This window comes from Pantoea sp. sgz302252, assembly GCF_042610525.1.
Classification (GTDB): domain Bacteria; phylum Pseudomonadota; class Gammaproteobacteria; order Enterobacterales; family Enterobacteriaceae; genus Erwinia.
The window spans coordinates 159,279-182,910 of record NZ_JBHDVM010000007.1; the positions used below are offsets into that span (position 1 = coordinate 159,279).

The following is a 23,632-nucleotide window of genomic DNA, read 5'->3' on the forward strand; positions in this document are numbered from 1 at the left end:
GGCTTCGTTTGCCCATTCTGAGTACGGTTTTACGGATAAAATGATGCAGGCTCTTATGGAACAACCCCAGGCTTTTGAAAATCGGGTGCTGGAACGCCTGAACGCCGGACGCACGGCCAGAAGCTTTTTTGCCACGGCCGTCGAGCTGCTGAGCGAAGCGATCGATTTGCTGGTGGTGCAGGTGTTCCGCAAGGATGACTACGCCGTAAAGTATGCGGTAGAGCCGCTGCTGCTGGGCAACGGCCCGCTGGGCGAGCTTTCGGTCAGGCTGAAGCTGGTATATGGCCTGGGCGTGATTGGCCGGGATGAATATGAAGATGCCGAACTGCTGCTGGCGCTGCGCGAGGCATTAAACGACGATACCGCCGATTACCGCTTTACCGATGACGAACTGCTCGGCCCTTTTGGCGAGCTGCACTGCGTGGATGCGCTTCCCGCGCGTCCGGACTTTGACAGCGCCGAAGCCGACCTGCGCGCCATGCTGCAGCAGCGCTACCAGCAGGTAGTGCGCTCAACGCTGGTTCTCTCCCTGACCGCGCTGATTTCCCAAATCGGCACTCGCAAAGCTTTTAACAGATAGCCGATCCCTTCTCCTGACCGTGGAAAATCACGGCCAGGATCAACGGCATTTTTAATGCGCAGGCGTGCTGGCCAGCTCGTTAAAAAACGGCGCTTCCCGCCAGAAACGCAGACAGGTCACCAGCAACGCTTCAGCGTCAGGTGCAAGGGCCGCTTTGTCTACCCAGGCATGCTCGACAGTCAGCGATTCCCGCTCGCCAGCCTGTAGATAAAATGCCCGGAAAGGATAAAGCGCGTTGCGGCTGTCCATCGCAGGCACCCATTTTTCGGCCCACTCTTCGGGCGCAACGAACTTCAGCGGAGAGGCCAGATGCTGTGCTATACGCGTCAGCAATGTTTTCCACGGCAGCGTCGCCAGAAAGCCCAGGTTCACGATTTCAGGCTGCTTTTGCCGCCGCAGGCTGGCTTTAACCAGCAGGCTGGCCAGAAGGTCAACCGGGCTGAGATCGATCCGCCAGCTGCGCCAGTCCGGTGCCACGCCCTGTTGCAGACAGCCTTTTATCAGATTCATCAGGTGGTTATCTTCAATGTTCGAGATGCCGTTAGCTGTCGAGCCGATAATATTCCCCATGCGGAAGACGCTGCCCGACAGCCCCTGCTGGAAAGCCTGCGCCATCAAACGCTCGCATACCCATTTCGTGAGCACGTAGCCGTTGTCCGTCTCAAGCTCTTTCGCCAGGCTATTTTCCAGAACGTGTGCAGCGAGCCGGGGAGCGGTAGAAAGCGTCGAAACATAGAACATCTGTTTAGCTCTGCCCTGGCGACACAGCGCCAACAGCTCAAGCGTGCTGCCCACGTTGCTGGCGCGAAGCGCTGAATAGCTGTGCAAATGGTTTACATACGCGCCGCAGTGGTAGATGCCGTCCACGCTCTCCGCCAGCGTATGCCAGCGCTCCTCATCCATACCAAGCCGCGCGCGGCTCAAATCGCCAGGCCAGGCTTCAATTTGCGCCAGCTTTAACGAAAGCTGATAGCGAGCGGCCGCCACGCGCAGACGTTGCAGCGCGGCAGCGTCGTCGTCGGCGCGCACCAGGCAAACGATCCGGCTCTCCGGCAGCTGGCGCTGTAGTTCCGCCAGCAGATAAATTCCCAAAAAGCCGCTGGCTCCCGTCAGCAACAGCGTCTTGCCCGCCATTTTATCGGCGGTGCGAAAACGTCCCTCAGGCAGCCGGGCATCGTTTTCACACGCTATCCGCAGCCTTTCCCGGCCGTCGCCTGCTGGCTCGCCGTCCAGCGTCTGAGCCAGCGTTTTCAGGCTATCCGCCCGAAAGATCGCGGCGACTTCCAGCTTTTTATGCAGCCGCTGCGCGATAAGCCCCGCCATTTTGATCACCAGCAGCGAGTGGCCGCCAAGGTCGAAGAAGTTCTGCTCCTGGAAGACAGGCTGTTCCCTTTGCAGCAGCTGACGCCAGATCGCTTCCAGCTCCCGCTCGGTGCGGGTAAGGCAAGGCGTCAGCCCTGAAGCGGCTTCGCCCCTGGCATAGTTCGCCAGCCGTTGCCGATCGATTTTGCCGTTGGCGGTCAGCGGAAAACGTTCCAGCACGTACAGCTCGGCAGGGATCATAAAAGCGGGAAGGCGGGTACGAAACTCCTGCAAAATGTCGTGCGGCGAACGCGAAGAGACGCACCAGCCGACCAGCTGCGTTTCCCCGGCGGTTTTCTTCGCCTGCACCATAGCCTGAGTGATGCCGGTAAGACGACAGAGCTGCTGCGCCACTTCGTCCGTTTCAAGCCGAAAGCCGCGAATTTTTATCTGATTGTCAGATCTCCCCAAAAAAAGCAACGTGCCGTCTTCCTGCCAGCGTACGCAGTCGCCGGTTTTATACATGACCTCGCTGGCCGAGTGCTGGCCGCAGGTTTGTTGATAAAAGGGATTGGGCAAAAAGGCGGCTCGGGTTTTCTGCAGATTATTCAGATAGCCTGCGGCTACGCCATCGCCGCTGACGTACAGCTCTCCCGACACGCCAGCAGGCTGAAGCTGCCCCGAGGCGCTCAACACATAGCAGCTGCCTCCGGCGATAGGCCGTCCGATCGGCACGACACCGCTTTCGCAATCGGCCAGGCTGACAGCGTGCATGCTAGTGGTGACGCTGTTTTCAGTTGGCCCATAAGCATTCCAGATTTGTCCCGGCGGCGTCGCCGTTGTTAATACTTTGCCGATTAGCTGCGCGTTCAGCGCGTCGCCGCCGATGATCAAATTACGCAGGCCGCTAAAAGCCTGTGGATTTTCTTCGGCCAGCTGGTTAAACAGCGCGACGCAAAAAGCGGCGTCGGTAATGCCATACCTTCGCAAAGAGTCGCCAAGAGCCTGGCTGTCTATAACCGTTTCGTAGGGCATAATCACCATGCAGGCACCGTTGAGCAGCGCGCCCCAGATTTCGTGAGAAGAAGCGTCAAAGGCGATATTTCCCACCTGCGCTATCACGGTGTCGGGCGTAATCTGCCAGTGCGAAGCGTCGATAACCAGGCGGACTATGCCTTTGTGTTTTACCCGTACGCCTTTTGGCTCGCCCGTGGAACCGGAGGTATAAATCACGTTAAGGATATCTTCTCCGGTCTGCTTCGGCGCCGGAAAAGGTTCAGCCTCCTGCTGCAAAATTTCCGGCGTCAATACCAGTTCACGGCAAATCTGCTGGCGACCGGCGCAGGCTGGCGACACCAGTGCGCCGCGCGCGCCGCTGTCTTTAAGAATGTGCCTGAAGCGTTCGTCGGGATGGGAAGGATCGAAAGGCACATAGGCGGCCCCGGTTTTTACTATGGCCAGCATCGCTACCGGCATAAACAGGCCGCGCTCCATAGCCAGCACGACCCGCTCTCCCCTTAGCTCGCCACAATGCTGGCGCAGCTGCCACGCCAGCGAATCCGACAGGCTATCAAGCTGCCGCCAGCAAAGCGCGGAATCGAGATAGCGCACGGCGACGGCCTCCGCCCGCCGCGCCGCCTGGCGGCGAAAATAGAATAAAACGTCATTTGGCGTCATAGCTTTCTTCAACGGATTAAGAGCCAGCAGCCTGGCGGCTTCTTCAGGCAGCAAGGTGGGGATATCGCACAACCTGCCGTTTTGCGTGCAAAGCGCTTCAAGCAGCTGGCGATAGTGGCCAGGCAGGCCCTGCGCCAGCGAGTCAGGCAACAGTCCCTGGCAAACGGTGATCTCTATGGTCAGCTCGCCGTTCTGCTCAGGGAAAACATTAAATAACATCGCGCACTTCGCTGGCTCCGGTGGCAGAGGCAAGGGCGTAATTTCGCATGCGGGCAGATGCAGACAGCGGCCGTTCCCGCCGCCAGTGTTTTGCAGCACCAGCGTGACAAGGCAGAGTGGCGGCACATTACCGGTACGAGGTAACGGATGGGCGGCCAGCACATCATGCAGCGGCGCGGCGCCGTGTTCAAAATCCGCCATTAGCTGCTGATGATGCTGCGCCAGAAACTGCGCGACGGTTTGCTGTTCATCAATGTGGGTATAAAGAATCAGCGTGTTGGCAAAGAAGCCGATCTGCTCTTCCAGCTCGGCCAGCGGTCGGTTAGCCCAGACGCCAGCAAGCGGAACGCCTGGCTGATTGCAATAGCGCGACAGCAGCAGCGTTAACGCCGAATAAAGCAGGTTATAAAGTCCGGTTTGCCGCTCTTCCGCCCGGCGCAGCAAACGCTGATGCCAGTCTGCCGGAAAAACGATGCGTTGAGTCAGCGTCGCCGCCAGGTCGAGATTCCCTTTTGGCAGATTGAGCGGCTCGACGCCGTCCAGCCGCTTGCGCCAGTAAGCCAAATCTCGCTGCGCCGACTGCTGCGAGCGCCATAAGGCATAGTCGGTGAACTGTATGGGCAAAAGCGGCAGCGCCGCCTCGCTGCGGTAAAGAAGCGCCAGCTCGCGGTAAAAGTTACCCATCGACCAGCCATCAATAATGATATGGTGGGCGACCAGCGCCAGCGCCCATTCCTGCTCGCCGCATTGATAAAGACGAATACGCAGCAACGGCTCATGGGCGAAATTAAATGGACGGCTGGTCAGGCTGGCGATCGCTCGCTGCAGCTCTTCCTCTTTCGCTATTTGCTTGATTAGAAGAGAAAAAGGCTCGCCGCAAACCAGTTGATAAGGTACCCCGGAACGTTCGCGTATCCGCAGCCGCAAACTGTGATGGCGCTCCTGCAGCAGCCGCAAAGCCTTGTCGAGGCGCTGCGGCAAAAAAGAGCCGCTGATGCGCCAGACGGCGCAAAAATGGTGCTTCGCCGAGGCCGCGTCGCTCTGGTTGTCCAGCCAGAGGCAGTACTGCTCCGGCGTCAAAGGCACTGCCTGTCCGGGTTTAGTCTGCCGCAGCAGCCTGTTTTCATCCTGATCCGGCAGCGACGCCACCAACCCGGTCAGCGCCGCCAGGCCGGAAAACTGAAAAAGCTGCTTCAGGCTGACCGCCTTACGCAGGCGTTGACGGATCTGCTGCTGCACCCGAACCGCCAGCAAAGAGTGGCCGCCAAGCAGGAAAAAATCGTCCTCGCGCGACGGTAATCCTCCCAGCTTCAGGATCTCCTGCCAGATGCAGGCGATGACACGCTCTGTCTCGTTGTCGAAATGCGCGTTTTTTTCACCCCAGGTGATGGCGGGCAAGCGTCGTTTATCCACTTTGCCATTAGCGGTCAAAGGCAGGCGAGGAAGCGTCTGCAGGGCGGAAGGCAGCATCCAGCCAGGCAAAAGCTCAGACAAAGCTTTCAAGATTTCGCGGGAAGGCCGGTCGGATACGCACCAGGCGGCCAGCTGTTTCTGCCCGTGCTGCTCTGTAACCTGAACCACGGCCTGCGCGACGCCCGCCAGTCGACAGAGCGCCTGCTCGACTTCGCCAATTTCCAGACGGTAGCCGCGAATTTTCACCTGATTGTCCGCGCGGCCGATGAACTCCAGCGCACCGTCCGGGCGCTCCCGCACAAGATCGCCGGTTTTATAAATAGTTTTACTGGCAAAACAGGCGCTATCCTGCAATTCCTGCTCATAGAAAGGATTAGCGGGAAAAGCTTCCGCGGTTTTATCCGGCTTGTTCAGATAGCCTTCCGCCAGACCTGCGCCGCTGGCGTACAACTCGCCTTTCTCACCCGGCTTTACTTTTCTAAGTTTTTTATCAAGGACATAACACTGCGTGCCGGCAATAGCCTTGCCGATTGGTACAGAAGCCAGCTCGCAATCCTCCGGCGCGATTCGGTGCAGAGTGGTGAAAACAGTGTTTTCGGTCGGGCCGTAGCCGTTCCAGATAGCGCCGGGAGGCGTCGCCGACATCATTACGGATTTAATGATACCGGGATTCAGAGCATCGCCGCCAACCAGGACATTGCGCAGCGTGCCGAACATCCCCGCGTCGTCAGTGGCCAGCTGGTTAAAAAGCGCTACCGTAAACCAGGCGTCGGTTACGCCCTGCGCCTTGATTTCTACGGCCAGCCGGGCGCTGTTAATCACCTGTTCGTAAGGGATTACCGCCAGCGTGGCGCCATTCAGCAATGCCCCCCAAATCTCGAGCGTGGAAGCATCAAAAGCCAGATTTCCGCACTGGGCGACTACGGCATCGGCGCCGATCTGGTAAGGCTCAGCCGCCGTCACCAGCCGTAAAATACCGCGTTGGGTAATTCGCACGCCTTTTGGCTCGCCGGTAGACCCGGAGGTATACATGATACAGGCGCCGGGATTATATTCCGCTGCCACAATCCGTTCTGCCGGCGGCGTCCTGTCAATATCTTCCAGAAAAATCGTCTGGCCGCTTCGCGCGCGCCGCTTGTTTTCACGTAAGGTTAGTATCAGTACGGCTTCGGCATCTTTTAACATATAATTTAAGCGCGTTTCGGGCTGGGAAGCGTCGAGCGGAAGATAAACGGCCCCCGTTTTCAGCGCCGCTAAAAAAGCAACGACTGGCCAGATGCCGCGCGGCAACTCTACCGCCAGCGTTTTTCCATAAAGCGGCGTCGGCGACGATTTCGCGATGGCCGCCGCCAGCGCGTCAGAATAGTTATCCAGTTGCCGGTAGGTTAATACCTCGTTTCGATATTTTATTGCTGCTTTGTCAGGGGTACGTTCAACCCAATCTGCAAAAAAAGATAGGATGCTTCTTTCTTGCCATGCAAAAATAGTTCTTGCCATTTTTTATTCCCTTACTAAATGCCAGCCAGCCTTTTTTATTTTCTTAAGGCCGAAATAATCCAGGCGCAGTTCACCATTAATAGAACACCGTTGCACAAGGAGATTTATTGCCAATAAATTAAATAATCCAATATGGCTTGCCTTTATAATTCATCAGCAGTCCGCAGCCGAACTTTCCGCCGTCCCAACATAGTTTTTAAAGAAATAGCCCAGCGGAATAATTGCCAGCATGGCGCACAGCGCAAGGTCTGCGCTAAAACGCGTTATTGCGGTGGCGGCATCGCATCGGGTTAATATCGCAATCCCCACTACAATGACTGCGGTTGAGAGCATGCCGAGCATAGCCGCGGCATAACCCCGGCCAGAGCGCACGGAAAAAAGAGTCAGTCGATAAAGAATTGAACTGCCGAAACCCAAGCCCATGGCATACAGGGCTAACAGCAAGATCATCCAGGGCAAAGTGATGGCGAAACAGGAAAACAGCCCCAGTCCCACCGCGCCTGCGCCGGAGGGAACCAGCGCTATAAAGAACAATCTGCGCAGGCTATAGCGGCTGGCCAGCGCGTTTAGTAGCAGCGTACCGGCAATCACGCCGCCAAAGACGGGAAACTGCAGCAGCGCGTAGGTCGTCTGGCTATAGCCAAGCGTCGCCATCAATAACAAGGGCGACATGCCCACCCAGGCTACCAGAGGAAGCGAGAACAACCCCAGCGCCACGGTGCCGCTGATAAAGCGATATTCGCGCCAGAGGCTGATATAAAGCCCAACGGTTTTTCCTACGCGCAGAGGAACCGCATCTACCACCGCGCCATCTTTTCTGACTACGCCAAGGGTTTCAGGCATCCAGCGCCACAGTCCCGCCAGCACTGCCAGCGCGATCAGACCGATACCCAAAAATAGCACGCGCCAGGAGAACCACTGCAGCAGCAGGCTTCCGGCTAAAGGGCCGAGCAAAGGCGACAGCAGAGCGATATTCGACATCAGCGCCATCAGGCGCACGGCGTCGTCTTCGGCGAACATTTCCTGAATAATCGGATAAACGACAACCAGCACAAAACCTATCGCCGTACCCTGAATAAATCGCAGCAGGTTAAATCCCTCAATCTGCTGGCTAAAACAGGCGGCGATAAAAGTCAGAGCGAAGAGTAGCAGGCCTGACAGCAGCAGCGGACGCCGCCCGAAATAATCAGCCAGCGAACCAATTAGCCACTGAAAGGCAATACCGCCCAGCAGATAAAGATTGAAAGCATTAGCGACATGACGGCCATCCGCATGCATCTCCTGAACGACGGAGAGCATAGCTGGCAAAATAACATCCGAACCAGCGTAAACCAGTAAAACAAAGCCGGTAGTCAGCAACAAAAAAAAAGAGACATGCTTGTCAGAAAAGTCGTAAAGGCACTTAACATTCATTTTCCATATTTCCAAAATAAAAGCCTGGCAGCCATCAGAGAACATAACAAGCCGACAAAATAAATTAATAAGATGATTAAAATAAAAGACAAAGAAAGTTAACTGGCGGCAAGTCGCGAAATAACCCAGTTAAAAAATATAATCCCCAGAAAATTCAGCATCGCGATAAAAACCAAAATGCGCGATCGGTTTTTATTTTCGCTGCTTCTTCTATCATATCATTTATTTCCTTTATCAAATCTGAAATTGTTTTAATTTCCTTCGGTTAACTTAAGTAATTACTTCAGGATAATAGAATTCAGAGATTTCATGCTGCGGGCAAACATAAGCACAGCATAAATTAAGGTCTTCCCGCCCCCGGAATTTTCGTTGGCTTGATGGTGCGCGCCGTACTGTCCCCCCTGAAAAAGTAGCCTGGCTTTCCTGCTCTTCCCGCCGCTTTCGTGTATCCTTGCCCCATGAATCACTCAACGGTTAATCACAATGAAAGAACAAATTCAGGCAGAAATTAAAACGCTCAGCGATAAGCTGGATGCCCTGACGCGCAAAGAGCCGCTGCTGCTGGAATCCGGCGACGCCGAGAAGCTGGGCGAGCTGTTGAAAGAAAAAGAGAAGCTGGTTATCGAGCTGGAACGCCTGCGCAGCGTGCGCGAAGAGAAACTGAGCAAAGAGGCGCAGAAGCTGAAAAAGCTGCCTTTTAACCGCGCTATTACCAAAAAGGAGCAGGCCAATATGGGCGCGCTGAAGAAAAGCGTGCGCGGCCTGATCGTGGTGCATCCGATGACCGCGCTGGGACGTGAAATGGGCCTGAAAGAAGTGACCGGATTCGCTCCAGCCGCTTTTTAAGCCTTGTACGGGCGCAGTTGCGCCCGTTTGTTTAAAACCGCCAGTTAACGCCTGCCGTCGCGCTCCAGGGCGATTCAATATGCCTTCCCTGCATGTAGCCCGCACCCACATGTACGGCAAAAGTCGGTGACAGTTCCGCCCGGATACCCGCCTGATAAACGCCGTGGTTACCGCTCAAATCGTTTTTAAACCTGTCGCTGTTAATACGTACGCGATTGCTTTTTACCGTTTCTTTTTCCACGCTAACGCTGGCCCAGGGATAAAGCTCAGCCTGGGCGATATCTACCTTATACTCCACCTTCAAACCTGCGGCGGACGTTAAAGATCGCTGCGGCCCGATACGCGCTTTCATGCCGTTATTCAACGATAAATTACTGCTTTTACCCGTAAAGCCGGTAACGGCAAGCCAGGGCGTAAGCGTTGCCGCCTCAATATGGAAATTTTTGCCCGCCTTGAGCGTTGCGCCAATCCCGGTAGTATGAAAATCGCCGTTGGCCGCGCCGCCGCCGCTCATTCGCGCTTTTACCTCATGCGAGAAGCGGCTAACTTTTAGCGCGCCATCCAGCCAGTAATCAGCGTCATGCAGCCAGCTGCCGTAAACGCCGCCCGACCAGCTATCGATATCCGCCTTGCCGATCCCCTTGCCGCGAAAACGCATATCGCTATGGCTATAGCTAAAAAATAGCCCTTGCAGCGCTACGCTGTTGTCGTTGCGCCAGGCGCGGTCGGCACCGATAGCCAGCGCATTAATGCCCAGGCGATAATCTGCGCCCGTTTCGTTGCTGATGTTCAGCCGGCTGTTGCGAATGGTGCTCCATACGCTGTTGTCGTGCGCAAGCGCGCCTGTGCTGCTCAGGCGATGATTAAGCGTTTCGAGTTCCTGACGAAAGATCAGAGGATCGACAGTGGCTATTGAGAGAACGGCGGAAGCGGAAGGCGTAATAACATAGTTGCCGGATGGCCCCGACGCAGGCGTGACCTCGCCAGAAGTCTCCGTCTCATTGTTCTGCTCATCTTCTGAGTTTTCCGAAGATTCACCTTGCTGCGTGTCATCTGTCAGCTCGGGGACGGGCACAACTTCTATCTCTTCCTCGTTGCTGTCATCCGTTGCTTCTTCGGGTTCCTCCTCGGTTTCCTGATCCTCATCCGCAATGTTTTTTGGCGTTAACGCCCAGCCGCCCTGGCCGTCGGCTACCAGATGATATTGCCAGGTCCCCACATCCACCACGTTACCGCTGTTAGCCAGCGTAAAAGCCGCGTCGCCTGCGCCAATTTGCACAATTTGCAGGCTGTCGCTGTTCTCGGGATCTTGCCCGCTATCGGTTACATAAATAGCAAAGTTGCCGGTCGCGCTCCCTGTAACTTCAAGAAAATCCCCTTTTAAGGCAGCAAGATCGGTATTCATCCTGAACGTACCGCTACCGGATAGCGAGCTTAAAGTCAGCACCGAGTAGCCTGGCGTGCCGTATAAAATAGTACCGCCTGTCAGCGCAACGTTGCCGAGCGCAAATTCAAATTCGCTAACGCCTGGCTCGTTAGGATTAGGCAAAAGCTCGATTTGGCCGGAACCAGACACGTTATAAATTGCGCCGCCAGTATCTGAACCGTTTTCGATCCGTAGCAGCCCACCGTCATTGATAGCTATTTCGCCTTTTAACGAGGATAAAACTTCAGGTTTTCCATTAATATCGGCAGGCGTAACGACCAGCGCGCCGGTAATCGTGGCGTTGGTGATCGTACCTGAATTAAGGTAACCCCAGGCGCCACTATTGATTGTTAAATTTTCCGACCAGGCTTGCTTTGTGCCGCCTAAAGTGTATGCGCCGCCTTCAATGACTGTATCGATATCGGTGCCGCTTACGTTAGCAAAGTGGCCGCTGTACAACGTGGTATTTACGGTTTCTCCTGCATAAATATTGAGTCGCCCCGAGTTAATGACTGTATTTTTCATCAACGAACTGGCGCCTTTTAAATCGATTTCATCCCCTCTGCCGCCATTAATAATCCAGTTATCTGTCTCTGCGTAATCCTTGAAGATAACGCTTGCGCCGCTGCCAATTATCGCGTCCCTGGAAATAGCATAGCTCCCGGCCTGGCCTGACAGAGTAAAAGTCCCGCCATCATTTACAAGGGTAGCATTATCTTCGCCGCCTTTATTTATAAGCGTACCGCCGCTATTGATAGTTGTGCCTTCGACCAGACCTCCCGGGTTAATTATCTGTTCACCGCGATTGTTAAGTACGGTATTGATGGCCGTGCCATATACCTGTTGCGTGGCCTTGCTGCTTTGATTATTACCCTGCTCGTCGCTGTCGTCATCAATATATTCAATCACTTCGTCGCTTATCTGTATGCCAGCGGCAACATTTTCCGTGAAGGCGACAGCAATATCGGGCAGCATAAAGGGGATGAGCGAAGCCACGACGCCTGATAGCGTCGATCTTGTCGATTTCATCATGGGTTATTTCCGTCAGAAAAATAAATGAATAGAACAACAGGCAACAGAGGTAAAAACCCTGTCGCTAACTATTCCGTTATGCACGGCCTGTCTGTTTTATTCGTTTTTTTACAGCCTTTTTAAGGCTGAACTACGGGGAAATTTCCATATCCATTCCTTATATAGAATAAATAGATCCTGTAATTACCAAATAATGCCAATATAACCATCAATTAATAAACACAAATGCAATAAATTTCCTGCAACAGGCTTATTTTATTTTAACAGAATAGCGGCATCATAAAAAAATTGCCGCCAGCAGGGAAGGTATTTTTACTAATACGTGTAAAAAATGGAAGTCTTGCGGGAAAAATAAAAGAAACTATTGGCGGATCCGCAGCGGCTTTAAGTCAAAAAAGCCCGTATAAACGGGCTCAGACCTTTATAAAAGCGCAGGCTTTCGCAAAATGCGGAGGAGCATGGCCTGTGATGCGTTGCTCCGGGTTCATCGCATCAGGCTGGTCGTACCCTTACTTTTTGGCCTGTTGTGCTGCCAGCGTGGAGAACCAGGGCGCTACAAAGTCCTGGGATTCGCCCCAGCCTGGGATAATCTTATTCAGCGTGGCAACGTTAACCGCATGGCCGGCCAGCTGCTCTTGCGAGATAGCGGCGGCTTTAAACTGGTAAGCGGCTGGTGTAGCTGTACCGGCAATCTTGTTAGCGACCAGCCGCATATTTACGGCGCCAATTAGCTTGCTGTCCACCGCCACGGTCTGCTTCCACGGGCTGGATTTGTTCTCCATCAGCTGCAAATCCTGATTAGAAACGTCGATGCTGTAGAGTTTGATCTCGGTACGGCCATTTTCCTGCAAAGCTTTGTATGCGCCCTGGGCGAAAGCGTCCCAGGAAGCCCAGATCGCATCGATTTTACCTTTTGGATATTTGGCAAGTATGGCGCCTATTTTATTGGCGGTATCACCCTGCACATCGGAAGAGACGGCGCCGATAGATTCCAGTTGATGAATACCCGGATTCGCTTTCAGCGTCTTTTCATATACCACCTGGCGCCGTTCCATTGCCGGGAAACCCGCAACCCACAGCTTAACGATATTGGCTTTGCCGCCGCTGTCTTTAATCAGGCGATCGAGAGAAAGCTGCGCCAGCGACGCGTCATCCTGAGCGGTCACGGTAACGCCCTCTACCGGCTGGTTAACCGGCGTATCGAATACCGAGACTTTAATCCCCGCATCGGCAATGCGTTTCACCAGCGCCGTGGAATAGGGATCTTTACCGTGCGACAAAATGATGCCGTCGTACTTCTGGCTGATGGCCTGGTTAACGAAATCCTGAAAACGGGCATCGTCGCCGTTGCTTAAAAAGGCGCTAACTTTGAAACCCAGCTGGCGGCCCTGCTGGATGGCCCCGGCTACAAACTGGGTGGTATTGTCATCCGAACCCAGGTTGCGGATAACGGCGACGCGGATCGGGCCATCATGGCTGGCAATAGCAGCCGGAACGGCCGCCTCGTCGGCAAAGGCGGCAGCGCTGCCCAGCAGGCTAATGGCGAGCAGTGACAAAGAGAGCTTTTTCATGTTTTTCCCTACGCCTGGCGGCGCTGAATATAAGTAATTGCCAGCGCAACCGCCAGCACCAAACCTTTGATAATATCCATGGCGTAGTAAGGCACCGAAAGCATTACCAGACCATTTTGCAGCACGCCGAGGATCACCGCACCAAGCAGCGTACCCAGCGCATTTGGCTTCCCGGAACCAGCCAGCGACAAGCCGATCCACGCCGCCGCAACGGCATCCATCAGGTAGCCGCTGCCAGCGTTAACCTGTGATGAACCAATACGCGAAGCCAGCAGAATACCGCCGAGCCCGGCCAGCAGCGAGGCGAGCACGTAAGCCAGCACGCGGTAACGATTGGTGCGAATGCCGGAAAGACGAGCGGCTTCCGGATTGCCGCCAATGGCGTACATGCGTCGGCCATGCTTCGTCAGCGACAGGCCAAGCTGTGCCGCCACGGTCACCGCCAGCATAATAATCACGATGGTCGGCACCTGGCCCAGCAGAGAAAAACCGGCCGGAATCGTACCTTCGGCCATATCGCCGCTCGGCATCACCATATTTTCTGTGATGGAGCCGCCGAAACTGTAAGTCATCGCCACGCCCTGCACGATAAACAGGCTCGCCAGCGTAGCCAGCATATCGGGAATTTTCAGCACTACGATCAGAAAGGCATTGAACAGACCAACCAGCGTGCAGAGCAGCAGCGTGAGGGCTATCGCCTCAGCCGAACCAAAGCCGTACCAGACAAACAGCGAGATCACCAGCGAGTTCGCCAGCGAAGCCGTGGAGCCAACGGAGAGATCGAAACCCCCAATGGTTAACGAGATCGAGACGCCTACGGCAATCACCGTAACGATCGCGATGGCGCGCAGGATGTTGATAATATTATTAGGATCGAGAAAGCTATCCGAAGCCAGACCGAAAGCGGCGATTAGCGCCGCCACCGTCAGCAACATTCCCCATTTATAGAGAAATTCAAACAGCTGGTGACGCCGCGATGGCATCGCCTTCAGGGAAAGTTCTTTGCTGCTCACGCAGGGGTTCCTCCGGTGGAATAGAGTAAAAGCGTTTCTTCATCGGCCTGGCTGGCTGGCATTTCCGCCACGATTTTGCCGTCCCACAGCACGCAGATGCGGTCGCACAAGCCCACCAGTTCAGCAAATTCGCCCGAGGCGTAAATTACCCCTTTTCCCTGGCGAGCCAGAGTATCAATCAGCGTGAAGAGATCGGTTTTGGCTTTGATATCGACGCCTTTGGTCGGCTCATCGAAAATCAGGACATCGGCATCGTTACGCAGCCATTTGCCGATGGCCACTTTCTGCTGATTACCGCCGGAAAGGCGGCGTAAGCTTTGTTGCGGGCCAGTTGTGCGCACACCCAACCTGCGGATAACTTCCTCAGCCCATCGCCAGCACTGACGATGGCCGAAAATTCCCCAGCGGGAAAAACTGCTGTCCGCGCTGATACTAAGGTTCATCGCTACCGATTCATCGATAAAGATGCCCTCTTTGCGACGTTCTTCCGGGATCAGCGCCATGCCGTTTGCTACCGCAGCAGAGGGAGAAGAAGGTTTCCAGGGCTTGCCGTGCAGCTCGCCACGAGTAATACGGCTGTTGTTGGCGCCGAATAGCGCCTTACATAGCTCTGTTTTTCCCGCACCAGCCAGCCCAGCGATGCCCAGGATCTCGCCTTTGCGCAGCGTTAAAGAGATATCACGCAGCAGCACATCATCGTGTAACGCCTCAACTTTCAGCACCGTTTCGCTGTGGCCGGCCGGACGGCGCGGCGGATAAATATCCGTCAGCTGATGGCCCAGCATTTTTTCGACAATCTGCTCGCCGCTCAGCTTATCCATCGGCACGGTTTCTATCAGCTGGCCGTCACGCAGCACCGTCAGCTGGTCGCAAATAGCCCGCAGCTCATGAATTCGATGGGAAATAAACACTACGCCAATACCGCTTTGTTGCAGGCGGCGAACCACCGCGAAAAGGCGTTCGCTTTCATGCCGATCCAGCGGCGCCGTCGGTTCGTCCAGGATCAGAAAGCGGCAGTGGTGGGAAAGCGCGCGGGCCAGCAGGATCTGCTGTTTTTCCGCCAGCGTGCACTGGTCGATACGCCGCCGGACATCCAGAGAAACTTCCAGCTGCGCCAATAGCGCCCGCGCCTGACGGCGGATCTCCCGCCAGTTATAGAGCTGGCCGCCTTCGGCCAGCCTGTCCAGCATAATGTTTTCCGCTATGCTCAGCGTCGGCACCAGCGCCACATCGACTTCCTGCTGTACAAGATGGATGCCCAACCGTTTCGCATCGCGCGGCGAACGAATAGTTACCGGTTTCCCGTCCAGCAGGATTTCGCCGCTATAGTGCGAGTACGCGCCGGACAGCACTGCCATCAATGTAGATTTTCCGGCGCCGTTAGCGCCCGTCAGCGCATGAACGCTATGACCGTCAAGGCGAAAATCGACGCCGTTGAGCGCGGTAAAGCCGCCAAAAGCGATGGCGATCTGCCGCATTTCAAGATGATTCACTACGGTCACTCCCGGCTCAGGATGCTGCCTTATTTTTTAATGGTTTAGCACGGCAGGCAACGAACGAAAGCGCATAAGCTAACACAAAATATTATTAGCCATCCAGACGCCCAGACATTTAAGCGGTTAAAACCAGCGACTTGTTGTTACGCAGCACAAAGAAAGGTAATCATAAGGTTAAATAGCATTTCACTCGGTTGGGATAACAGAAAGGCGGGAAATAGCGGATAAAAGAAGGAGAAGAAAAACGGCAAAAACAAAAAAACCGCCGAACTGGCGGTTCTTTTGTGCTGCTCCGGTTAGCGGCCTTTGCAGCCAGGTATTATTGTGCAAATAACAAGCACGCCCCCGCGGCGAAATAATCACCGATAACCCTGGTGATGTCAAGGTTTAAGGATGAAATTGTGGCTATTCTTTCAGCGGCCCTTTCCGCCGTCTTAGCAAACGGGCGCCGGTTTCAGGAAAGGATGTCCAACGGCCGTAAGCTCAAGCGCGCCCCCGCGCTTGTTTTCATGGCGATATCATCGGCGGTGGCGCCGTGAAGCGGTCCTGTGCAGGGATCGCACAATGAAACGGTACATTTGTATTGTGCTCATTGTTACCGGCACGCTATGGTCATTTGGCAAAGGAAGCTGGCAAATATCCGGCAACTCTATTGCGGTAACCATCAGCGTAACGGGAAAGTAAGCTAACCGCCCTTCGGGGCGGTTTTTCCTGTGGGCAGGCGGAAGAACACGGAAACAAAAAAACCGCCGAACTGGCGGTTTTTTTGTGCTGCTCCGGTTAGCGGCCTTTGCAGCCAGGTCTTGTTAGCAAGGTAACAAGCACTCTCCCGTGGCGAAATAATCACCGATACCCATGATAATGTCAAGGTTTAAGAATGAACCTGTGGCTATTCTTTCAGCGGCCCTTTCCGCCGTCTTAGCAAACGGGCGCCGGTTTCAGGAGAGGATGTCCCATAGTCGTAACGGCAGGCACTCTCCCGTGCTTGTTTTCGCGGCGGTATCACCGGCGGTGGCGTCGTGAAGCGATTCTGTGCAGGGATCGCACAATGAAACGGTACATTTGTATTGTGCTCATTGTTACCGGCACGCTGTGGTCAACCGGGAACGGCAGCTGGACTATTTCCGGCAATTCGCTCGCGATAACCATTAACGTAACGGTCAAGTAGCTAACCGCCCTTCGGGGCGGTTTTCCCTTTAACAGGCGAAAAAAAACCGACGGCGTAAAGGCCGTCGGTCTGATTCAAAAGCGGTAAGGCTTATGCCGCAGCGAAGTTTTCTGCCGCCACATCCCAGTTAACCACTTCCCAGAACGCTTTGATGTAGTCAGGGCGTTTGTTCTGGTATTTCAGGTAGTAAGCGTGTTCCCACACGTCCAGGCCAATGATTGGCGTGCCGGAGGCGCCGGAGATCGCTTCGCCCATCAGCGGGCTATCCTGGTTAGCGGTAGAAACCACAGCCAGCTTGCCGTCTTTCTTCACCAGCCACGCCCAGCCGGAACCGAAACGAGTAGCAGCTGCTTTTTCAAAAGTTTCTTTGAACGCTTCAACGCTGCCGAAATCTTTTTCGATCGCCGCTTTCAGATCGCCGCCCAGCGTAGTGCCGGTTTTCAGGCCTTTCCAGAAGAAGCTGTGGTTAGCGTGGCCGCCTGCGTTATTGCGCAGCACGGTTTTTTTGTCGGCTGGTACCTGATCCAGTTTGGTGATCAGCTCTTCAACCGGCAGGTTCGCGAACTCGCTGCCTTCCAGAGCGGCGTTTGCATTGTTCACGTAGGTCTGGTGATGTTTAGTATGATGGATCTCCATCGTCTGCTTGTCGAAATGCGGTTCCAGTGCGTCGTATGCGTAAGGCAGGGATGGCAGTGAATAACTCATGTTCATCATCTCCATTGGTTTTTTGGGCAGCACGTCCCGATGGAGTGCCGCGTAAGCAGTCGGATCATTATAGTTAAATTAATGATCTAAAAAAGGGTTATCAATGCCCCGCTAATTATAGGGTTATATCCGGCAACCTGCCTGAGGCGCGCCTCAGAACTTTACGGCTGGCTGGCGAAGCAAAACGGTATAAGGCGCTCCGGGGTTTGCTTCGTTGCGGACGATACCGGAAAATAACAGCCGAACCCGGATGAGAAAGAAAAACAGGGATGCAAAGAAAAAACTACTTTAGCTGGTTCGGCATTGCTTTCGGCGCTATTGGGCTGCTGCTGGTCGTGGTCAACTTTATGGCCGGGCCTTTTTCTCCTCATGCTACGCTGGAAGGCATGATCGCCATGAAAGCCGTGGCGATTAAGCAGACAACAATCGCCGCGCTAACGGGCAAAAACCTGGCATCGGCTCTGCCCGTTTGGGATATAGATCGACTCATCGCAACCATTATCGCCGTAATGGCTACCGCCGCCATTGTTGCTGGCGTGATTGGCGGCGTGCTAAGGGAAAACCGGGAGGCGGCCATAGCCGCTGTGTTATTTGGCGTCAGCGTCATCGCCTTCCAGCTTGCCCTGACAATCATCGCCGGGCTGCTGTTGATCATGCTGCTCGTCGGCCTTGTTCACAGCTTTTTTTCCTGACCCCGGTTTTCCGACCCTTAGTGCTAAATCCAGTCGCTATCTTTTCCCCGTACTGGCACGCAGCTTCAGCTCGACGGGCAATTCGTTCCACACCGGCGGTTCTTCGCCCTGAAGCGCTGCCAGCAGCCGCTTGCCCGCCAGCTTGCCCATCTCGTCATAGGGCAAAGCCACCGTGGTTAGCGGCGGCGAGCAGACGGCGGAAAGCTGGCCGCTGCCGATACCTGCAACGGCAAGCTGGCTGGGCACCGCGATGCCTGCCGCATGACAGGCCATAATCGCGCCGCAGGCCACCTCTTCCGTGGTGCAGATCAGCACGTCGATTTCCGGCCAGGTTAAACGGATATCCGGCAGCAGCGCATGGCCAGCCGCGAAACCGGGCGGCAAAGGCGATGTGACTACCCGATGCGGCGACAAATTATGCGCCAGCATGCCGCTATGCCAGCCGCTCAGCAGCTGCCTGAACAAGGTATTACTGGTCTGTGTGCAAAGCAGGCCGGGATGACGAAACCCTTTTTCCACCAGCGTCTGCACCAGCAACCGCATCGCTTTAGCATAATCAACGCCTACGCTAATGCCTGCCGAATCGTGATGCACGCCGCCGATATCGATCACCGGCAGGCCTGAGTTGCCAAGCAGCCGATGTGCCGCCTCTGCGTTGTCGAAGCTAAAGTGCACCATGGCGGCGGGATTATAGGAGAGCAGCATTTCAATCAGCTCGTTCTCGCCAGCGGCGGAATGGTTCGCTTCCGCCAGCATTACATTGTATCCCTGTGGCCGCAGTATCGCCTGCAACGCTTCCGAAACCGCCGCACAGCCTGGCGTAACGAAAGAGGGAACCACCATAGTAATAAGCTTTGAAGATGCCGATGCCAGGTTGCGCGCCTGCACATTGGGCACATAGCCCAGTTCGGCTATCGCCGCGTCGATTTTTTCACGAATATCGGAAGAGACTTTTTCCGGCATCCGCAGCGCGCGTGATGCGGTCATGGTACTGACGCCGACCAGACGGGCGACATCCGCCAGCGTACTTTTCCCGGTACTGCGCCGCCGTTTTTCTGTCATGCATGCTCCTGCAGCCAGCTGTTTTTAACTGGACGCAGCTTAAAACCAAATCTCCTGTCGCGCCACGTTAAAAGCGATCCTTTGCCGTGTTCTGCGAAGGCGCGCAGAAAGCTGCTGAACAGGGCTTCCTGATTTTTTTACCCGTGCTTACCAGCGCATGAGACCCCTTTTCGCTCTGCCGTGGCGCTAAAAATGTTAGCGATAACACAGTTTTTAACATTATTAATGTTAGCGCTAACTTTTGCGACAACAATCACGGAAACGTGCGCGGAAAAACGCCTAAAGTGCAACCCAGACAATGACGGGAGGATCACTATGCTGTCGAACTGGCTTCAACCTGAAACTATTCAGCTAACCGAAAGCGTCAGCAACTGGCAAGAGGCGATTCGCCAGGCCGCCGCGCCGCTGCTGGCCCGACAGGCAATCACGCCGGACTACCTGGAGGCAATCTTCCGTTCTCACGCTCAGCTCGGCCCCTATTATGTGCTGGCGCCTGGCCTTGCCATGCCTCACGCGCGCCCGGAAGAAGGCGCACTGAAAAACGGGCTGTCGCTGCTGCGCGTTAATCAGGGCGTCAGCTTCGCCAGTGAAGAGAACGACCCCGTTTATGTGGTGATCTTGCTCAGTGCCGTTTCTGGCGAAGAGCATATCAAGATGATTAGCGAGCTGGCCGAACTGTTCAGCGACGATGTACGCCTACAGCAGCTACTGTCGGCAACTACCCTGCCCGCCCTTGAAGCGGCTATCAATGATCCCAGCCTGGAGAAAAACCTGTGAAAAAAGTTCTGATTGTTTGCGGCAACGGCTTAGGCAGCAGCTTTATCGTTGAGATGAATGTGAAAAAAATCCTCGCCGAGTTAGGTAAAACGGCAGAGGTTGGCCATACAGATTTAACTACGGCACGGTCGGAATCAGCGGATTTGATCCTTAGCGCGCAGGATATTGCCGACCACCTTGCTGGTCACGAAGCGCAGGTCTTTGGCCTGAGCAATCTGCTGGATAACGCCAGAATTAAAGAGTTCCTGGCCGAGCATTTATAAAACGCGGCACTTTGAACGCACGGAGTCGTTTATGCTTCAGTTTATTATTAAGGACGTTCTTGGAACGCCTGCGATTTTGGTCGGCCTTTTTTCTTTGGTCGGCTTACTGTTACAGAAAAAATCGTTTTCAGAAGTGATTTCCGGCACGCTGAAAACGATTATGGGATTTTTGATCCTGATCGCGGGCGCAAATTTAATTGCGGCGACGCTGACCATATTCAGCCAGCTGTTCGAGCACTCTTTTAATATTCAGGGCGTGGTCCCTAATACCGATGCGATGGCGGCACTGGCGCAGAAAAATTATGGTACGGCCACCGCGATGATTATGGTGTTCGGCATGCTGATTAACATCGTGCTGGCACGAATCACCCCGCTGAAATATATCTTTCTGACCGGCCACCATACGCTCTATATGTCCGCCATGCTGGCAGTGATCCTCTCCGTGGGTGGCTTTAGCGGTTTCTGGCTGGTGGCGACCGGCTCGCTGATTTTGGGCGCCATGATGGTAATAAGTCCGGCTATCCTGCAGCCTTTTACCCGTAAAATTACCCGTTCCGACGATCTGGCGCTGGGCCATTTCGGCTCTACCGGCTATCTGCTGGCCGCGCTGGTCGGCAAAGTTGTTGGCAAAGGCAGCCCTTCGACGGAAGAACTGAAGGTGCCAAAAACGCTGAATTTTCTGCGCGATTCTTCCGTAGCCATCTCACTGACTATGATGATTTTATTCGTCGCGCTGGTGCTGATTGCCGGTAAAGAATTTACCGAAAGCCAGGTCAGCGGCGGCCAGAACTTTATTGTTTTTGCCATTATTCAGTCCATTACCTTCGCTGCTGGCGTTTATATCATCCTGGCAGGCGTACGCATGGTCATCGCGGAAATCGTTCCCGCATTTAAAGGCATTGCCGACAAGCTGGTTAAAGACGCCAAACCGGCGCTCGACTGCCCGACGGTTTTCCCCTTTGCGCCTAACGCAGTCATCATCGGCTTTCTGTGCAGTTTCGCTGCGGGCCTGATCAGCATGTTCCTTTGCCCGCTGTTCGGTCTGAGCGTGATTGTGCCGGGCCTGGTGCCGCACTTCTTCTGTGGTGCCACGGCTGGCGTCTACGGCAACATTACCGGCGGCAGGCGCGGCGCGATAATTGGTGCTTTTGTCCACGGCCTGCTGATCTCCTTCCTGCCCGCTATTTTGCTGCCGCTGATGGGCGATCTCGGCTTCGCCTCTACCACCTTCGGCGACGCGGACTTTGGCGTAATGGGCATTATCCTCGGCAAGCTCATTGCCCTCTTTCATTAAAGCCTGACCACGGGAAATGAATATGAACGCGAAATTTTCACCTTCACTGATGTGTATGGATTTAACCCGCTTTCGTGAGCAGATCGAGGCGATGAATGATAAAGCCGCTTTTTATCATGTCGATATAATGGATGGCAGCTATGTGAAAAATATTACGCTGTCGCCCTTCTTTATTGAAAATCTGCGCAAAATAACCGATGTGCCTATTGATGTTCATCTGATGGTTAACCATCCGGAAGATATTATCCCGATGTGTCTGGAGGCGGGCGCGGATATTATCAGTTTTCATCCCGAAACGGCGAATAACAAGATTTTCCGTCTGCTGATGCAAATTAAAGACGCAGGCAAACGCTGCGGCGTAGTGCTTAATCCGGCTACGCCTGCGGAAGCCATCATGGAATACGCGCATCTGTTGGATAAGGTCACGGTGATGTCGGTAGATCCGGGCTTTGCCGGACAAAAATTTATCCCGCAGACGCTGGATAAAATTCGCCAGCTGATTCAGATGCGCGAGCAGCATGGCTGGTGCTATCTGACGGAGATTGACGGCTCCTGCAATGCGGACACCTTTAAACAAATTGCGGCTTCCGGCGTGGATGTGTTTATCGTCGGCACCTCCGGGCTTTTCAGTCTTGCAGAAGATATGAATGAAGCCTGGGCGAGGATGGAAGCCAGTTTTTCTCGGGAAACCGCAGCGGCATAAAGACTTATCGCGCGCTGCGGATCCTGTTCTTAACGCAGCGCGGCGCTAAGAGATTTATCCAGTGCGCCAACCAGCCAGTCGATATCACTTTGCTGGAAAGCCAACGGCGGGCGCAATTTCAGCACGTTGCCGTAAGGCCCGGCTACCGAGGTCAGCACACGGTTTTCGCGCAGCTTTTCGGTAACGTCCAATGCCAGCTGCTTGTCCGGCGTTTTGCTTTCCTTGTCTTTTACCAGCTCAAAGCCGATAAACAACCCCGCGCCGCGTACATCGCCTACGCATTCATATTTATCTTTCAGCGTTAGCAGCTCTTGCAATAATTTTCCGCCCACTACGCGGCTGTGCTCCTGCAACTGCTCTTCTTTAATCACTTTCAGTACCGCCTGAGCCGCCGCCATCGCCACCGGGTTGCCGCCGAAGGTATTGAAGTAAGGAATATCATCGCTAAAAGCGGCCAGCACATCGCTTTTCGCCAGCAGCGCGGAAACCGGAATACCGTTGCCCATCGGCTTGCCGGTAGTGACGATATCCGGCACCACGTCATGGCGCGCAAAGCCCCAGAACGCCTCGCCGGTGCGGGCAAAGCCGGGCTGCACCTCATCGGCGATAAAAATGCCGCCGTTTTTATGCACTACCTCAATCGCTTTTTGCAGGAAGCCTTTCGGGCCAGGCAGAACGCCGTCGGAAGAGAAAATGGAATCAGCGAGGAAACCAGCGAACTTAATGCCATGTGCGGCCATATCATCAATCTGCCGCTGAATTTCTCCGGCGAACCAGTCGCCCAGATCTGGCGCGGTCACGCGATAGCGATCGGGCGGCGCAACCAAACGTGTAGTGGCTGCCAGCGGCTGGCCAGATCCCAAAGCAGGCGACACGCCGGAAGTCAGGTCGCTGGTACCGTGATAGGCTTCCTGGCTAACGATAATCCCCGTGCCGCCGCTGAACGCCCGCGCCACGCGGATAGCCAGATCGTTCGCTTCCGAACCAGTACACATATACATTGCCCGATCGATCTCACCAGGCATAGTCGCCAGCAAATCTTCTGAATAATCGAGAATGCGCTCATGCAGGTAACGGGTATGAGTATTAAGCTGCTGCATTTGCTGGTACACCGCATCGATTACCGCCGGATGGCAGTGTCCGATACTGGCAACATTGTTGTAGGCATCGAGATATTTTTCTCCGGCTGCATCCCACAGATATTGCCCTTCGCCCCGCACCAGATGCACCGGCTTGCGGTAAAACAGCCGGTAGGATTCACCCAGCACTTTGCTGCGTTTATCGGTAAGCTGTCGCACATCGGCATCCAGGCTGGCGGCGTGCTCTGCGCGAAAACTGTTGGTATCCATAATGGTCGAACGTGTAGCCATGATAACTCCCGTTGCGAAAGGATGGAGGGCGTGCGGCCCGTCTCTGTTCATCATGGCGACTTTTATAAAAAATGCAACCAAATACACAAATACAATAAAATACATATGCAGAG

16 protein-coding genes are annotated in these 23,632 nt (G+C 54.6%); 7 read left to right on the top strand and 9 right to left on the bottom strand.

The annotated features are described in order from the left end of the window. Positions 1–40 precede the first annotated feature (40 nt). On the top strand, positions 41–580 hold the full coding sequence (locus ACETPC_RS14705) for an MltR family transcriptional regulator (protein WP_380182488.1): 540 nt from the start codon (positions 41–43) through the stop codon (positions 578–580). 51 nt (positions 581–631) lie between these two features. On the opposite strand, the gene ACETPC_RS14710 is transcribed toward ACETPC_RS14705, so the two are convergent. Next, positions 632–6,688: an amino acid adenylation domain-containing protein gene (locus tag ACETPC_RS14710; protein WP_380182490.1), complete on the bottom strand. Its 6,057-nt coding sequence runs from the start codon at positions 6,686–6,688 to the stop codon at positions 632–634. 153 nt (positions 6,689–6,841) lie between these two features. Then, entirely contained in the window at positions 6,842–8,101 is a 1,260-nt protein-coding gene (locus tag ACETPC_RS14715) for an MFS transporter (protein ID WP_380182492.1), read from the bottom strand. Positions 8,102–8,584: 483 nt separating this feature from the next. Between ACETPC_RS14715 and ACETPC_RS14720 the strand changes: the two genes are divergently transcribed. Continuing rightward, complete coding sequence (locus tag ACETPC_RS14720; protein ID WP_380182494.1) at positions 8,585–8,947, top strand: YibL family ribosome-associated protein; 363 nt, start codon at positions 8,585–8,587, stop codon at positions 8,945–8,947. 31 nt (positions 8,948–8,978) lie between these two features. On the opposite strand, the gene ACETPC_RS14725 is transcribed toward ACETPC_RS14720, so the two are convergent. From ACETPC_RS14725 to sodA, 5 genes are all read right to left on the bottom strand, one after another. Further along, positions 8,979–11,405: an autotransporter outer membrane beta-barrel domain-containing protein gene (locus ACETPC_RS14725; protein ID WP_380182496.1), complete on the bottom strand. Its 2,427-nt coding sequence runs from the start codon at positions 11,403–11,405 to the stop codon at positions 8,979–8,981. A gap of 509 nt (positions 11,406–11,914) precedes the next feature. Continuing rightward, positions 11,915–12,976: a sugar ABC transporter substrate-binding protein gene (locus ACETPC_RS14730; RefSeq protein WP_380182498.1), complete on the bottom strand. Its 1,062-nt coding sequence runs from the start codon at positions 12,974–12,976 to the stop codon at positions 11,915–11,917. An 8-nt stretch (positions 12,977–12,984) separates the two neighbouring features. Continuing rightward, positions 12,985–13,989 carry an ABC transporter permease gene (locus ACETPC_RS14735; protein WP_380182500.1) on the bottom strand — a complete coding sequence of 335 codons (1,005 nt, stop codon included), beginning with the start codon at positions 13,987–13,989 and terminating at the stop codon, positions 12,985–12,987. Continuing rightward, a complete protein-coding gene (locus tag ACETPC_RS14740; protein WP_380182694.1) occupies positions 13,986–15,467 on the bottom strand; it encodes a sugar ABC transporter ATP-binding protein in 1,482 nt (493 codons plus the stop codon). Before ACETPC_RS14740 ends, ACETPC_RS14735 begins: the two co-directional genes overlap by 4 nt. Positions 15,468–16,743: 1,276 nt before the next feature. Beyond that, positions 16,744–17,358, bottom strand: coding sequence for a superoxide dismutase [Mn] (sodA, locus tag ACETPC_RS14745; protein WP_380182502.1), 615 nt, complete (start codon positions 17,356–17,358; stop codon positions 16,744–16,746). A gap of 269 nt (positions 17,359–17,627) precedes the next feature. Between sodA and ACETPC_RS14750 the strand changes: the two genes are divergently transcribed. Beyond that, on the top strand, positions 17,628–18,050 hold the full coding sequence (locus ACETPC_RS14750; RefSeq protein WP_380182504.1) for a hypothetical protein: 423 nt from the start codon (positions 17,628–17,630) through the stop codon (positions 18,048–18,050). Positions 18,051–18,086: 36 nt separating this feature from the next. Here the strand turns inward: ACETPC_RS14750 and ACETPC_RS14755 are convergent, their stop codons facing one another. After that, positions 18,087–19,112 (bottom strand): LacI family DNA-binding transcriptional regulator, encoded by a 1,026-nt coding sequence (locus ACETPC_RS14755; RefSeq protein ID WP_380182506.1) that lies wholly within the window; start codon positions 19,110–19,112, stop codon positions 18,087–18,089. A 315-nt stretch (positions 19,113–19,427) separates the two neighbouring features. Between ACETPC_RS14755 and ACETPC_RS14760 the strand changes: the two genes are divergently transcribed. From ACETPC_RS14760 to alsE, 4 genes are read left to right on the top strand one after another with little or no spacing between them, the layout of a single operon-like run. Beyond that, positions 19,428–19,889 (top strand): PTS sugar transporter subunit IIA, encoded by a 462-nt coding sequence (locus ACETPC_RS14760; protein ID WP_380182508.1) that lies wholly within the window; start codon positions 19,428–19,430, stop codon positions 19,887–19,889. Continuing rightward, a complete protein-coding gene (locus ACETPC_RS14765; RefSeq protein ID WP_380182510.1) occupies positions 19,886–20,152 on the top strand; it encodes a PTS sugar transporter subunit IIB in 267 nt (88 codons plus the stop codon). The genes ACETPC_RS14760 and ACETPC_RS14765 overlap by 4 nt, the downstream gene beginning before the upstream one ends. 31 nt (positions 20,153–20,183) lie before the next feature. After that, on the top strand, positions 20,184–21,446 hold the full coding sequence (locus ACETPC_RS14770) for a PTS ascorbate transporter subunit IIC (protein WP_380182512.1): 1,263 nt from the start codon (positions 20,184–20,186) through the stop codon (positions 21,444–21,446). 22 nt (positions 21,447–21,468) lie between these two features. Continuing rightward, the gene (alsE, locus tag ACETPC_RS14775; RefSeq protein ID WP_380182514.1) at positions 21,469–22,149 is read left to right on the top strand and encodes a D-allulose 6-phosphate 3-epimerase; all 681 of its coding nucleotides are present in this window, start codon (positions 21,469–21,471) and stop codon (positions 22,147–22,149) included. Positions 22,150–22,178: 29 nt separating this feature from the next. Here alsE and ACETPC_RS14780 read toward each other — a convergent pair whose 3' ends face one another. Next, entirely contained in the window at positions 22,179–23,519 is a 1,341-nt protein-coding gene (locus tag ACETPC_RS14780) for an aspartate aminotransferase family protein (RefSeq protein ID WP_380182516.1), read from the bottom strand. Positions 23,520–23,632 lie beyond the last annotated feature (113 nt).